Origin of the sequence: Mesobacillus maritimus, assembly GCF_023715205.1 — a bacterium.
Lineage (GTDB): Bacteria > Bacillota > Bacilli > Bacillales > Cytobacillaceae > Mesobacillus_B > Mesobacillus_B maritimus_C.
The window spans coordinates 85223-98541 of record NZ_JAMBNR010000016.1; the positions used below are offsets into that span (position 1 = coordinate 85223).

A 13319-nucleotide genomic window follows, 5' to 3' on the forward strand; every position below is an offset into this window, starting at 1 on the left:
AAAAACGGACAGAATCTATGTGACCGCCGACGAAGAAAAAGGGAGGAATCGGTAAGGTAGAGAGGTTCTATGTGCCCGTCGACGAAGAAAAAGGAATGAATCGGTAAAGTAGAGAGGTTCTATGTGCCCGTCAACGAAGAATTGGTAAGGTAGAGGAGTCCTATGCGCCCATCAACTAACCTTACTTATTTCTTGGGAAAGCGCAAAGAGAGACACAGAAATACAAACTTCAATCAAAATGGAAGGTGAATGTCGAATCAGGATAACTTGATCTAAACCAATCGTGCTGTTTGTTACAGTTTTTCCCTATTGAAACCTTTATACTTATTATACTAACAGTTTATGAAAACTGCCTATCTCTGAATTAGATAAAACATTTTAAAAGGGAAAGTGAACAGAGATGAATTTATATGAAGAGATTATAAATATCTTAGAAATGAAAGGGTCAGCTACAATTCCCGCTATTTGGGAAGAAATGAACCAGCTGAATAGCAAAGAAATAAATAATATGGAAGGTATAGATTTGCCTTCTTTACGATTAATGATTGGTCATAAAAGAGATTGGTTTAGGATTAAGGGAGACATCGTATCGATTCGTCCAGAAAGGGAGCCAGTTAAGTTAATCTTTCATTTGTCTGGATACCCAGGGCCAGAAGTCAAAATTAGTATTGATTTTAAAAGACAGACATTTATTTTACTAGAATGGCGTTTTGGAAAACACGGGGCCCAGAGGAAACCAAATTTTCTACCTGGAAGTATTCTTGAATTTAAAAGGGAGCTATATTCTTTAAATTTATGGGAATGGGAAAAAGATTATCACGCAGAGGGAATCATCGTCGACGGTACGAGTTGGTCTGTTGTACTTGAAACAAAAACGACAAGCTACCATAGTGAAGGCTTCGAATCCTTTCCAAAACAATGGAAGAACCTATGCCGAGCTCTGATGCAACTAACCGGTGGGGCACTTCGATTTTAGCGCTGGAAAGGTTAGAAACTCTCGAAACTTGCAATCCTCACGCAAGAAGGTGTAAAATAGTATAGTTTTATATCGTATTATTAACTCCTTTGGAGGATTGATTTATAAATGATAGACATAACAGTTGAAGAGCTTCTCCGTTCCAAAGAATTCATACCAGTGGATGTTCGATCCCCGATAGAACATGAAGAAGCTAGGATCCCAGGAGCCGTAAATATCCCGTTGTTTACGAACGAAGAACGAGAAGAAATTGGCATTCTTTATAAAAAGTCTGGGAATCAAGCAGCAAAATGGAGAGCGATGGAGATTGTTTCACCGAAACTCCCATCCCTTTTAAAACAAATAAAATTATTAGAGGACTCAGGGGCTAAACCTGTAGTTCACTGTTGGCGTGGTGGCTCTAGAAGTAAAGCGGTTGCTACTTTTTTAGAGCTTTCAGGTATCTCTACGTTGCGCCTAGCAGGGGGTTACCGAGCTTATCGTGAATATATACTTGAACAAATACCGAATTTATTACCACAGAATGCCGTTGTTTTACATGGATTCACAGGAACTGGTAAAACTGAAATTTTAAAAGTGCTTGAGGGAAATCAGCTGCCTGTTTTAGATCTAGAACAAATGGCTAATCATAGAGGATCGTTATTTGGAACAATTGGGATTGGAAATGGCCATAATCAAAAGATTTTTGATGCTTTGTTATTTGATCGATTGGACGAGATAAATAGTTCAGATTATTTTATTGTCGAAGCGGAAAGCAAACGAATTGGTCGTGCCATCCAACCTGATTTTATGATGGAACGGAAGCGAACAGGTACACATTTCTTAATTGAATGCTCATTCGAGAACCGAGTGAATCGAATTTATGGAGAATATGTTCAACCTTATAAAAACGAGAAATGGTTTCAAAATGAAGTAAAGGCGAAAATTGAAAAAATTGAAAAGCGCTTAAAAAGACCAGAACTCGTTCAATCGCTTGAAGAAGCAACGGAAGCTCATGATTATGAGACAGTGATTTCAATATTGTTAGAACATTATTATGACCCAAGATACAATCATACGATTAAAGATTATGTAGGGGACTTTACCGTAATTAATGGAGATGATTCAACAAAGGCAGCGATTGAGATTATGAATCATTTAGAGAATAGATTTCCAGTTAAAATAAAGACAGGGCAGTCGAGTTAACCAAAAGTGTAGGGATGTCCCTACACTTTTATTATTAAAAAGTCAAGAAATTGCCACATAAAAATTCTAAATATTTAGTATATAATTACTATATTCAATACTGTTAGGAGGATGAACACCCATGAGAGAATCAAAAAACTGCCATCATCGATTCGCAGTCCATGAAGAAAATTTAGGATTTTTAACAGATGATGGTATAGAGGTTTTTATCGCTGGAGCGAGATTTCAAAAAACAATTAGTTGTGGTCATAAAGAAACAACAACGGATATGGATGAAATTTTGACTGGCTCTTTATTGGAAAGACGTAATGAACCTTCTGCACCTAAAAACTTATATTTAAACTTAATAAACTTTTAAATTTTACCGAGCTATTAAGCTCGTTTTTTTTGTTTTTAAAGGGCTTTTTACATTTTAGTAGAAAATTTTTTTAAAATAAGAAATTTTCTCTCGTAGGTTTTCACCATATTTATATTCAAAACCTTTGTACTTAAGTGAAAGCAGTGGTAAAATGGCTATGAAAACGGTTATCCCCTGAATTTTAACATTATTCATATTTTTAATTCATGGGATGCTGGGCTCAACTATATACGAAATGGTAGGGGAAATTTCTATGAGTAAACCTGACACCAGTCAAGGATCCTTGTCTGGGTTTCACGGTCCGAATTTGGGGTATATCATCGAATTGTACGAGAAATATCTCGAGGATCCGAATTCCATTGATCCTGAAGTAAAAGAATATTTTGATCAGGGAAATATTCCAACACTTGAAACGAATTCAGCAAGCTTAGAAAGCAATGTTCTTCAGGAAAGCAATACTGAAAAAATAATTGCTGCTATACGATTAGCAGACCATATTAGAGGATACGGCCATATTTCTGCCAACATTTTTCCTCTGGAAGAAGCTAATAAAGATGCACGAATTGAGCTTGAAGCATGGGGGCTAACGCGTGCTGATTTGGAGAAAATTCCAGCAACTTTAATTTGTTCTGATGCACCACCTAATGTTGTAACTGGTGCGGATGCAATTGAACATTTAAAACAAGTTTATACAAGTACCATTGCTTTTGAATACCATCAAGTCCATGATGTTGAAGAAAAAAATTGGTTGCGTCAAAGAATTGAAAATGGTCAATTATTTCCTTCATTAAAAACAAAGAAGAAACATTCTTTGGTAAAGCGGTTAACCGAAGTAGAAGAGTTTGAAAAATTTCTTCATCGTACTTTTGTTGGGCAAAAGCGTTTTTCTATTGAAGGTTTAGATACGATGGTTCCACTTATTGATGAAATTATTTCTGAGGCAGTGAAAGATGGAGTAAATACTGTCAACATTGGAATGGCCCATCGTGGTCGTTTAAATGTATTAGCACACGTATTAGAAAAGCCTTATGAAATGATTTTTGCGGAATTCCAGCATGCACCTAATAAGGAGCTAGTACCATCTGAGGGATCGATTGGAATTAACTTTGGATGGACTGGTGACGTAAAATATCACCTTGGTTTGGATCGCCAAATTAAGACAGAAAGTACTGCAAATGTTCGCTTGACTCTAGCAAATAACCCAAGTCATTTAGAATTTGCCGGTGCAGTTGTAGAAGGTTTTACAAGAGCTGCTCAAGATGAAAGGGAGCAAGCTGGTTATCCAAAGCAAAATCCAGCTGATGCACTCGCTATTTTAATACACGGTGATGCTGCTTTTCCTGGTCAAGGGATTGTTGCTGAAACATTAAACCTTAGTAGGTTAAAAGGATATAATACTGGCGGAACGATTCATATTATCGCAAATAATACGATTGGTTTCACCACTGAATCGAGTGATTCTCGCTCAACGCGGTATGCTAGTGACTTAGCCAAAGGTTATGAAATGCCAATCATCCATGTGAATGCGGATGATCCAGAAGCATGCGTAATGGCAGCGCTTTTAGCAACCGATTACAGAGCAAAATTTGGTAAGGATTTCCTTATTGACTTGATTGGCTATCGTCGTTTTGGTCATAATGAAATGGATGAACCAATGACAACTAACCCACTCTTGTATAAAGTCATTCAACAACATCCGACTCAAAAGACAGTATACGCTCAAAAATTGAAAGAAGAAGGATCCTTGGATGATGCTACCTTAAATGAGATGGAAAAATCCGTTTTAGATAAACTTAAGGCTGCTTATGAGAAAGTTCCTAAAAAGGCAGAGCACGACTTAAGTGAAGTGGCTGTTCCAGAAGTTATCGAGAAAGGGTTGCCAAAAATTTCAACAGCGGTTCCAATTGATACACTTTCACAAATGAATGAAGATTTGTTGAAATGGCCAGACGGATTTAAGGTATTTGGCAAGCTTGAACGAATCTTAAAGAGAAGACAAGGAGCATTTGATGGTGACACAAAGGTTGATTGGGCACTTGCCGAAACAATGGCTTTTGCGTCAATTTTAGCGGATGGTACTCCAGTACGTCTATCTGGTCAAGATTCGGAAAGAGGAACATTTGCACATCGGAACATTGTCTTGCATGACCGTGAGACAGGTAGTGCTTTCTCTCCGTTACATAACTTGCCAAATGCAAAAGCTTCATTTGCGGTTTATAATAGCCCATTGTCTGAAGCTGGTGTTCTTGGATTTGAGTATGGATATAATGTATTCTCACCAGAAACGCTGGTCCTTTGGGAAGCTCAATATGGAGACTTTGCAAATGCTGCACAAGTAATTTTTGATCAATTTATTGCTGCTGGTCGCGCTAAATGGGGACAAAAATCAGGGCTAGTTATGCTTCTTCCTCACGGATTTGAAGGGCAAGGACCAGAACACTCATCTGGCCGATTTGAAAGATTCCTAACACTAGCTGCTGAAAACAATTGGACAGTTGCCAATCTAACATCTGCTGCCCAGTATTTTCATATTTTACGACGTCAAGCTGCTATCTTAAACAAAGAGTCTGTTCGTCCACTTGTTTTAATGACACCTAAAAGCTTGTTGAGAAATCCTTTGGTTGCTTCAAACCCGGTGGAGTTTAGTAATGGTGAGTTCCAATCAATTATTACTCAACCTGGTTTAGGGGCAGAGCCGGAAAAGGTTGAAAGAGTTGTTCTATGTACAGGAAAAGTAGCAATTGATTTAGCAGAAAAAGTTAATCCTGAAGAGCATAGCTGGCTACAAATTTTGAGATTAGAAGAAATCTATCCATTCCCATTAGAAACACTTAAAGCTCAATTTGATCAATATCCTAATTTGAAAGAAGTGATTTGGTTACAAGAAGAGCCGAAAAATATGGGGGCATGGACTTTTGTAGAGCCGCGCATTAACGAAATTCTTCAAGGCAAGATTGAGGTTTCCTATGTTGGTCGAAGAAGACGGTCAAGTCCAGCTGAGGGAGAACCAGATATTCACAAAATTGAACAAGCACGAATCATTGGGGAAGCATTAACGAGAAAGTAAAGGAGAGGACAACTGTGCCAGAAATCAAGGTTCCAGAATTAGCAGAGACAATTAGTGAGGGAACGATTGCCCAGTGGCTAAAAAAGCCAGGCGATCATGTAAACAAAGGGGAATATATTGTTGAACTTGAAACAGATAAAGTTAATGTAGAGATTATTTCCGAATATGAAGGAACTCTCACTGAGTTGAAAGCGGACGAAGGCGATACGGTAGAAGTAGGAGCTACGATTGCTGTTGTAAGTGAAGGTGGAGAGGCACCTGCAGCAAGTGAATCAAAGCAACAGCCTGAAGCTCAAGCAAATGAAGAAGTACAAGCTCAAGCAAATGAAGAAGTAACGAAAAAGAATGAAAGAATCATTGCGACACCGGCTGCTAGAAAGCTAGCTAGAGAAAAGGGCATTGATCTAAGCGATGTACCCGCAGTTGACCCATTAGGTAGGGTTCGTAAGCAAGATGTAAGTAACTTTGATTCTCACAAAGCACAACCACAAGCTACTTCTCAGGCTTCAACACCGGCGCCAGCACCAAAAGCCCCAGCAACTGCTAAGGACGATGCTAAGCCTGTTGAGCGAGTTAGAATGTCACGCCGACGTCAAACAATCGCAAACCGTCTTGTTGAAGTACAACAAACTGCTGCAATGCTAACGACGTTTAATGAAGTGGATATGTCAGCAGTTATGGAGTTAAGAAAGAAATGGAAGGATCGCTTCTTTGAGGAAAATGATGTCCGTCTAGGCTTCATGTCTTTCTTTACAAAAGCGGTTGTCGCTGCATTAAAGAAAACGCCTTACTTAAATGCAGAAATTCAAGGAAATGAACTTCTTTTAAAGAAATATTATGATATTGGAGTAGCTGTTTCTACAGAAGAAGGTCTTGTTGTACCAGTTATTCGCGATGCAGATCGTAAGAACTTCGCTGAAATTGAAGGAAATCTTGTGGAGCTCGCTGTGAAGGCTAGAGACAACAAACTTTCTTTAAGTGATCTTCAAGGTGGAACATTTACTATTACAAATGGTGGTGTATTTGGTTCCTTACTTTCGACTCCGATTTTAAACGGCCCACAAGTTGGGATTCTAGGAATGCACACAATCCAGCTTCGACCGGTTGCTGTTGATAAAGATCGGATTGAAAACCGCCCGATGATGTATATTGCCCTTTCATATGATCACCGCATTGTCGATGGAAAAGAAGCCGTTACCTTCCTTAAAAAAGTGAAGGAGCTAATTGAAGATCCAGAATCACTATTGTTTGGTAGTTAAATAGCAAGAAAGCCCTAGAATGAAATAGCATTCTAGGGCTTTCCTGTTTTGGAAAGAAACATCAAAAAATAAAAAAGCCGCATGCTGCGGCCTAGTCGTTATTAACGTTGCTTAAAAGGTTTTAATCCTCGTCTGGTAATTTCATCTTTTAGAATTTTTGCCCATTCCTTATCTTGTTCCGACTTCAAAGCATCACGATAGGAGACAACTAATTGCTCGTTACTCATAATTTTCATTTGACGTCCTCCTCAGTAGAATGGTTGAATTTTCTAAAAATATGAAGTTTTAATTTATTGTAAAGGTTTATGAAGGTTTTGAAAACCCCTTTTGATAAATTTTTGGTTCTTTTTTAGCTCTTTTCTCAAACCTTGTTGCTTTTAAGAATAAAAAATAAATGATTTTGCTATGACTTCATCCAAAGTAAGGGTAGAAAAGAAAAGAGCTTATTAACTAAAGAATATCACAGAAAATGCTTATTTCGCGTTTAAATCAGCTTTAGGATTTTAATAACAATCTTTACGAAAACAGCTTTTTATAAAACTATTTCTGGGAATAAATAATAGGCAGATTAAATAAAGGAGTAGGGGAAACAAGTGTGTTACAGGAGTTCCCTATGGAAGTTTCATCGTAAGTGTAAGAGTATAGTAGTGTTTGCTAAATGTTCACAGGAGATTTGAACGTTTTGTTACAAGTATAGGAAACTAGTCCTTTCCCCTCTATAATAAAAGTATAGCTAACTTAAATACATTAAAAAATAAATATGTTATAAATGGGGGGATTCGGATGGTACGGTTGTTGATTGTAATGTTATTTCTATTCGGTCTCCTGTTGTTTGGGAAAGGAATGGAACTTTGGCTTGTACAGGGACAGGTAGGAGCGTTGGGAACGGATATTCATTTTCTCGGACTCAAAATGGTGGGACACGTATTAAAAGATGGGCTTTCTGTATACGCATTTGGTTTTACTGTATCTGGACTTATTCCAATTTTAGTCGCAATTAATCTAATTATAAAACAAAAAATCGACAAAGATCGTCATATTGCCTAAGGCTTGTGTTGTACACAGGCTTTTTTTGTCCCATAAAAAAAGAGGTACGTTACGAATCTCCTCATTTTTGAACGGTTTATGTTTAAAACAAGCAGCAAATGTGGTAAAGAAGGTTAGAAATACTTAAGGAAAAATAAAGGAAGAGGGATTGAAAAATGAACCTTTTTACCGAAAATGGTCTTTATGAAATTGTTTATCAAGGCGCTCACTTTTCCTTTTTGCGTTTTATCCGAATGGACCAAATTTGCAATGTTTATTATGTAACGCTAAAAAATATACTCAATGGAGAAATGTATACCTTTGATTATGAAGGGATTATTGGGATTCGAGAAATTAGTAACTCTATTCATTCTTATGCCAGTTAAGGAAAATCATGTTGCGTTTATATAAGTTTCTTCTTTATACTATATGTTAACGAGTATAAAGGAGTGCTAAAAATGATTCATTTAAATTGGCAAAATCGGTCAACCGTAAAAACGGTGAAATGTGTACACACAGATGCAAAAAAGTATATTGTAAATCGTGTTCTTACCCCAGGTAAAGAGTATGAAGTGAAGAATGAGACAGAAGAATTTTATTTCATTATTGATAACTCCGGAAAAGTTGGAGGATATTATAAAGATTATTTTGCAGATGTGAATTAATGGATGAGACCTACATAAAAAGGGTTCCGCAAGTAGCGGAACCCTTTTTATCTATCATGTTCAGGTTTTATTTCATCCATTTGTGGTCGATATAATTTTTTCGCTATCAGGTTTTGAACGATCAGAAATAGACCACCAATTGACCAGTAGAGAGGAAGAGCTGCTGGGGCATTCAGTGAAACAAAAATGATCATAATTGGCGATAACAACCCGATCAGCTTGAATTGTTTCTGTTGCTCAGCAGTCATATTCAACTGTGATATTTTATATTGTAGCAAATATACTAGCCCTGCAATAGCTGTCATCCATAAATTGGACTGCCCGAGGTCAAACCAAAGGAAAGAATGGGTTGCAATCTCATGTGAATGGATAATCGCATAATACAGTCCCATAAGAATCGGCATTTGTATCAAAAGTGGTAGGCAACCCATGTTTAATGGATTTATTCCATGTTTTTGATAGAGCTTAATCATATCTTGTTGGAGTTTTTGTTGTTCCTGGATATCCTGCGTTTCTTTTAGCTTCCTTTGAATCTCTTCTAAATCAGGTTTGACCATTTCCATTTTTTCTTTCATTAGTTGCTGGTTCTTCGTTTGTTTTAGCATCGACGGCATTAAAACTAAGCGCACTAATAAGGTAATTAGAATGATCGAAAGTCCAAAATTTCCACCAGTTATTTCCGCAAAGAAATAGATAAGTTGTTCAAAAGGCTGAACAAGCGTATTTTGGAAAATGGAAGGTTCATTAGTTGATTGACAACCTGTTAACACTAAAAAGGGGAATGCCCCAAATAAAGAATAAATAACTTTTTTCATTTTCTCCTCCTAAAATTTTGCTGTTAATATTGGGAGAAAATGAAGTAAGTTCTTCATCAGGAGACAGTTTTAGTCTAATTTTTTTTAAAAAGGTTAGGTGAAGAGAAGTGCTTAAATCGGATTTTTGTATATAGTCTAGGTCAGACTGTGAAAGTTGCAAAGGTAATTCTTTGGCCGTACTTTCTAATTCAGGCAGATAAAGGTCCAACAACCAAAAAATCTGTATAAATAAGGATACAAAAAAGGTGGCATATAAGGTATAAAAACTTGTATGTTCACAGGTTAGTATAAATAATTCAAAATCAAACAGATAAACCACCTCAATCTATTACGATAATAGATAATACGGAAAACTATCAAAAAGGTTTCACGGTACAAAATTCACCTTATAATTGGAGTGCTAATCCCGGGTGCTAACTGTGTAATTAAAGACAGAAGCCGTTTGGAAGATGCGGCTTCTGTCTTGGTTTTATTATGAATAATTGATTGACGTCATTAGACCTTAGAACCAAGGATAGTTATAAAGCCCAATCGAAATTTGATAAAATTTTAACGTATGCTAGTGGTTTCGTCCATATACTCTACTTTAGCGGTAAGTAATTTATATGCTTTTTCAACTAATTCCTCAGATGGTGGTTCAACTTCATGAAGTGGATATTGTAGTCCAAGAGCCTCCCACTTGTACACTCCAAGCTTGTGGTAAGGGAGAATCTCGACCTTTTTTACGTTTTGCAGTGTACCAATAAAATGACCAAGATTCACAAGATCTTCCTCAGAGTCTGTTCTTCCAGGGACAAGTACATGGCGGACCCAAACGGGAACTTTTTTCTCGGAAAGGTGGCGGGCAAATGACAGTATATGTTCATTGGTAAGGCCAGTTAGTTTTTTATGTTTTTCACGGTCAATATGTTTCAAGTCTAATAAGATTAAATCAGTGTAGGTTAATAACTCATTAAGTTGGTCCTGGAAATGAGTATTGGTAGAATAACAGCCTCCAGAGGAATCAATGGTTGTATGAATACCAAGTTTTTTACACTCTCTGAAAAGCTCAATTAAAAACGGAATCTGTAAAAGTGGTTCACCACCACTAACCGTAATGCCGCCGCCTGATGCTTCAATAAAGGGGAGGTAGGATTTTAAATCATCGATGATTTCGGAAACAGACATCTGTTTACCTGTTCCAATCTCCCAGGTATCTGCATTGTGGCAAAACTGACAGCGGAGCAGGCATCCCTGAGTAAAAACAATGTAGCGAATGCCTGGTCCGTCTACTGTGCCTAATGTTTCAATAGAGTGAATGTTTCCGATCATGATGAATGACCCCTTTCGAACGGTTTAGGAGCCTTCCTGCAATAGAGGAAGGGACTCCGGTTGTTTTTTTAGTAATATAACATTTACATGGTTTCGTGGAATGTACGATTAATGACATCAAGCTGTTGTTCACGTGTTAGCTTGATAAAGTTTACCGCGTATCCAGAAACACGAATCGTTAGCTGTGGATATTCTTCGGGATGCTCCATGGCATCTAATAGTGTTTCGCGATTAAAGACGTTTACATTCAAATGATGGCCAGTTTTTGCAGCATAGCCGTCCAAAATAGCTACTAGATTGGTAATGCGACCATCCTCTTCTTTTCCTAGTGCTTTTGGTACAATTGAGAACGTATTTGAAATTCCATCTAAGGCATATTCGTAAGGAAGCTTGGCAACAGAAGAAAGGGAAGCAAGCGTACCTTTTGTATCACGTCCATGCATTGGATTTGCACCAGGTGCGAACGGTTCACCAGCACGACGACCGTCTGGTGTATTACCAGTCTTTTTACCGTAAACAACATTTGATGTGATGGTTAGAATCGACATCGTATGCAATGAGCCACGATAAGTTGGGTGTTTACGAAGCTTTTTCATAAAGTTTTGAACAAGCTCAATTGCAATAGAATCGACTCGGTCATCGTTGTTTCCGTATTTAGGGAAGTCACCTTCTGTTTCGAAGTCAACAGCAAGACCGTTTTCATCACGAATGACTTTTACTTTCGCGTACTTAATCGCACTAAGAGAGTCAGCAGCAACACTCAAGCCAGCAATTCCTGCAGCCATCGTACGTAAAATTTCAGTATCATGTAACGCCATTTCAATCCGCTCATAGCTATACTTATCGTGCATATAATGAATGATGTTTAAAGCGTTGATATACAAACCAGCTAGCCATTCCATCATGTTGTCAAATGCTTCCAATACTTCCTCGTAATCGAGCACATCAGAAGTAATTGGGCGGAATTTTGGTCCAACTTGAATGTTTAGCTTCTCGTCAACACCACCATTAATGGCATAGAGAAGAGCTTTTGCTAGGTTGGCCCGAGCGCCGAAAAATTGCATTTGTTTCCCAATTTCCATTGCAGATACGCAGCATGCGATTCCGTAATCATCACCATATTCTGGGCGCATAATGTCATCGTTTTCGTATTGAATAGAACTTGTTTTGATCGACATTTTTGCACAGTATTTCTTGAAGTTTTCTGGAAGCTGCGTAGACCATAAAACGGTTAAGTTTGGTTCTGGTGCTGGTCCAAGGTTATCTAGTGTGTGTAAGAAGCGGAAGCTATTCTTTGTTACAAGTGACCTTCCGTCTTGAGCCATCCCACCAATTGATTCTGTTACCCAAGTAGGGTCGCCACTAAATAATTCATTGTAATCTGGTGTTCTCGCAAATTTAACGAGGCGAAGTTTCATGACAAAATGGTCGACTAGTTCTTGTGCTTCTTGTTCAGTTAGGATGCTATTTGCAATATCACGTTCAATATAAATATCAAGGAAGGATGATACACGTCCAAGACTCATTGCAGCCCCGTTTTGTTCTTTAATGGCTGCTAAGTAAGCAAAGTATAGCCATTGGAACGCTTCTTTTGCGTTTGTTGCTGGTTTAGAAATATCAAAGCCATATCTTTCAGCCATTTGCTTTAATTCATTAAGAGCACGATATTGTTCGGAAATTTCTTCTCGCAGTCTAATTGTATCTTCGGTCATGATCTTACTTGTAGACTCATGGTCCTTTTTCTTTTGTTCCATTAAGAAGTCAACACCGTATAGTGCAACACGACGGTAATCACCAATAATACGGCCGCGGCCATAAGCATCAGGAAGACCTGTAATAATTCCTGCCTTACGAGCTAGGAGCATTTCTTTTGTATAAGCATCAAATACCCCTTGATTATGTGTTTTTCGAAAATCAGTAAAGATTCTTTCTACTTCCTCATTTAGTTGATATCCGTAGGATTCAAGAGCAGCTTTTGCCATTCGGATTCCACCAAAAGGTTGCATGGAGCGTTTAAAAGGTTCGTCTGTTTGTACACCTACAATGGTTTCTTTTTCTTTATCAAGGTAGCCAGGACCATGGGAAGTGATCGTTGAAACAACTTCAGTGTCCATATCAAGAACGCCGCCTTTATCACGTTCTTGTTTAGTTAGTTCCATCACTTGTTTCCAAAGATCGTTTGTTGCCTCTGTTGCAGGTGCAAGGAATTCGTCATTTCCAGTGTATTCTGTATAGTTTTTTAAGATAAAGTCACGAACATTGATTTCTTTCTGCCATTTCCCGTTTGCAAAACCTTTCCATTGTTCCATTTAGGTTCACCTCTAATAGTTCATTTAAAGTATATAACAGTTACTACACTTACATCATACTACGGATGAAACAGTTTTAGTGTGACGAATTTGTGAAATAGTGAGCAACATTACAAAATGGTGTTTCCGTTTTGTTGGGAATCACCCAAAATAAGAACTGTACTATAATTGTTTATGGATGATATTTATCTGTCCTATGGAAGAAGGAGAGATAAATTAACCTACTGAGGAAAGTATAACAAACAAGGTTCGCACTATGTTTAGTTGGTTATGAACCTTTTGTGACTAGATAAAAAAAGAGGATGTGGAGAGGTTTAATTAAAATTCTAAACGAATTATGGAAGTGAT

Annotated in this window: 12 protein-coding genes; 8 read left to right on the forward strand and 4 right to left on the reverse strand. The window is 37.7% G+C overall.

Annotated features, from left to right (window positions below):
* Positions 1-400 precede the first annotated feature (400 nt).
* The 5 genes from M3182_RS20445 (at position 401) to odhB (ending at position 6845) form a co-directional block, all read left to right on the forward strand.
* The gene (locus M3182_RS20445) at positions 401-976 is read left to right on the forward strand and encodes a hypothetical protein (protein ID WP_251559821.1); all 576 of its coding nucleotides are present in this window, start codon (positions 401-403) and stop codon (positions 974-976) included.
* A 108-nt stretch (positions 977-1084) separates the two neighbouring features.
* Positions 1085-2161, forward strand: a complete 1077-nt coding sequence (gene mnmH / locus M3182_RS20450; protein ID WP_251559824.1) for a tRNA 2-selenouridine(34) synthase MnmH — start codon at positions 1085-1087, stop codon at positions 2159-2161.
* A 121-nt stretch (positions 2162-2282) separates the two neighbouring features.
* A complete protein-coding gene (locus M3182_RS20455) occupies positions 2283-2519 on the forward strand; it encodes a hypothetical protein (RefSeq protein WP_251426775.1) in 237 nt (78 codons plus the stop codon).
* 253 nt (positions 2520-2772) lie between these two features.
* Positions 2773-5586: a 2-oxoglutarate dehydrogenase E1 component gene (locus M3182_RS20460; RefSeq protein ID WP_251426778.1), complete on the forward strand. Its 2814-nt coding sequence runs from the start codon at positions 2773-2775 to the stop codon at positions 5584-5586.
* A gap of 14 nt (positions 5587-5600) precedes the next feature.
* Positions 5601-6845 (forward strand): 2-oxoglutarate dehydrogenase complex dihydrolipoyllysine-residue succinyltransferase, encoded by a 1245-nt coding sequence (gene odhB / locus M3182_RS20465; RefSeq protein ID WP_251426782.1) that lies wholly within the window; start codon positions 5601-5603, stop codon positions 6843-6845.
* 101 nt (positions 6846-6946) lie between these two features.
* On the opposite strand, the gene sda is transcribed toward odhB, so the two are convergent.
* A complete protein-coding gene (gene sda / locus M3182_RS20470) occupies positions 6947-7081 on the reverse strand; it encodes a sporulation histidine kinase inhibitor Sda (RefSeq protein ID WP_251426786.1) in 135 nt (44 codons plus the stop codon).
* 547 nt (positions 7082-7628) lie between these two features.
* On the opposite strand from sda, the gene M3182_RS20475 reads away from it, so the two are divergent.
* The 3 genes from M3182_RS20475 (at position 7629) to M3182_RS20485 (ending at position 8536) form a co-directional block, all read left to right on the forward strand.
* Positions 7629-7892 (forward strand): hypothetical protein, encoded by a 264-nt coding sequence (locus M3182_RS20475; RefSeq protein ID WP_251426789.1) that lies wholly within the window; start codon positions 7629-7631, stop codon positions 7890-7892.
* A gap of 155 nt (positions 7893-8047) precedes the next feature.
* Positions 8048-8257, forward strand: a complete 210-nt coding sequence (locus M3182_RS20480) for a hypothetical protein (protein ID WP_251559826.1) — start codon at positions 8048-8050, stop codon at positions 8255-8257.
* Between the two features lie 72 nt (positions 8258-8329).
* A complete protein-coding gene (locus M3182_RS20485; protein WP_251426795.1) occupies positions 8330-8536 on the forward strand; it encodes a DUF6501 family protein in 207 nt (68 codons plus the stop codon).
* Between the two features lie 47 nt (positions 8537-8583).
* On the opposite strand, the gene yidC is transcribed toward M3182_RS20485, so the two are convergent.
* From yidC to pflB, 3 genes are all read right to left on the reverse strand, one after another.
* Positions 8584-9351, reverse strand: a complete 768-nt coding sequence (gene yidC, locus M3182_RS20490; RefSeq protein ID WP_251426799.1) for a membrane protein insertase YidC — start codon at positions 9349-9351, stop codon at positions 8584-8586.
* A 549-nt stretch (positions 9352-9900) separates the two neighbouring features.
* The gene (gene pflA, locus M3182_RS20495) at positions 9901-10662 is read right to left on the reverse strand and encodes a pyruvate formate-lyase-activating protein (protein ID WP_251559828.1); all 762 of its coding nucleotides are present in this window, start codon (positions 10660-10662) and stop codon (positions 9901-9903) included.
* Between the two features lie 83 nt (positions 10663-10745).
* Positions 10746-12971 carry a formate C-acetyltransferase gene (gene pflB, locus M3182_RS20500; protein ID WP_251426804.1) on the reverse strand — a complete coding sequence of 742 codons (2226 nt, stop codon included), beginning with the start codon at positions 12969-12971 and terminating at the stop codon, positions 10746-10748.
* Positions 12972-13319 lie beyond the last annotated feature (348 nt).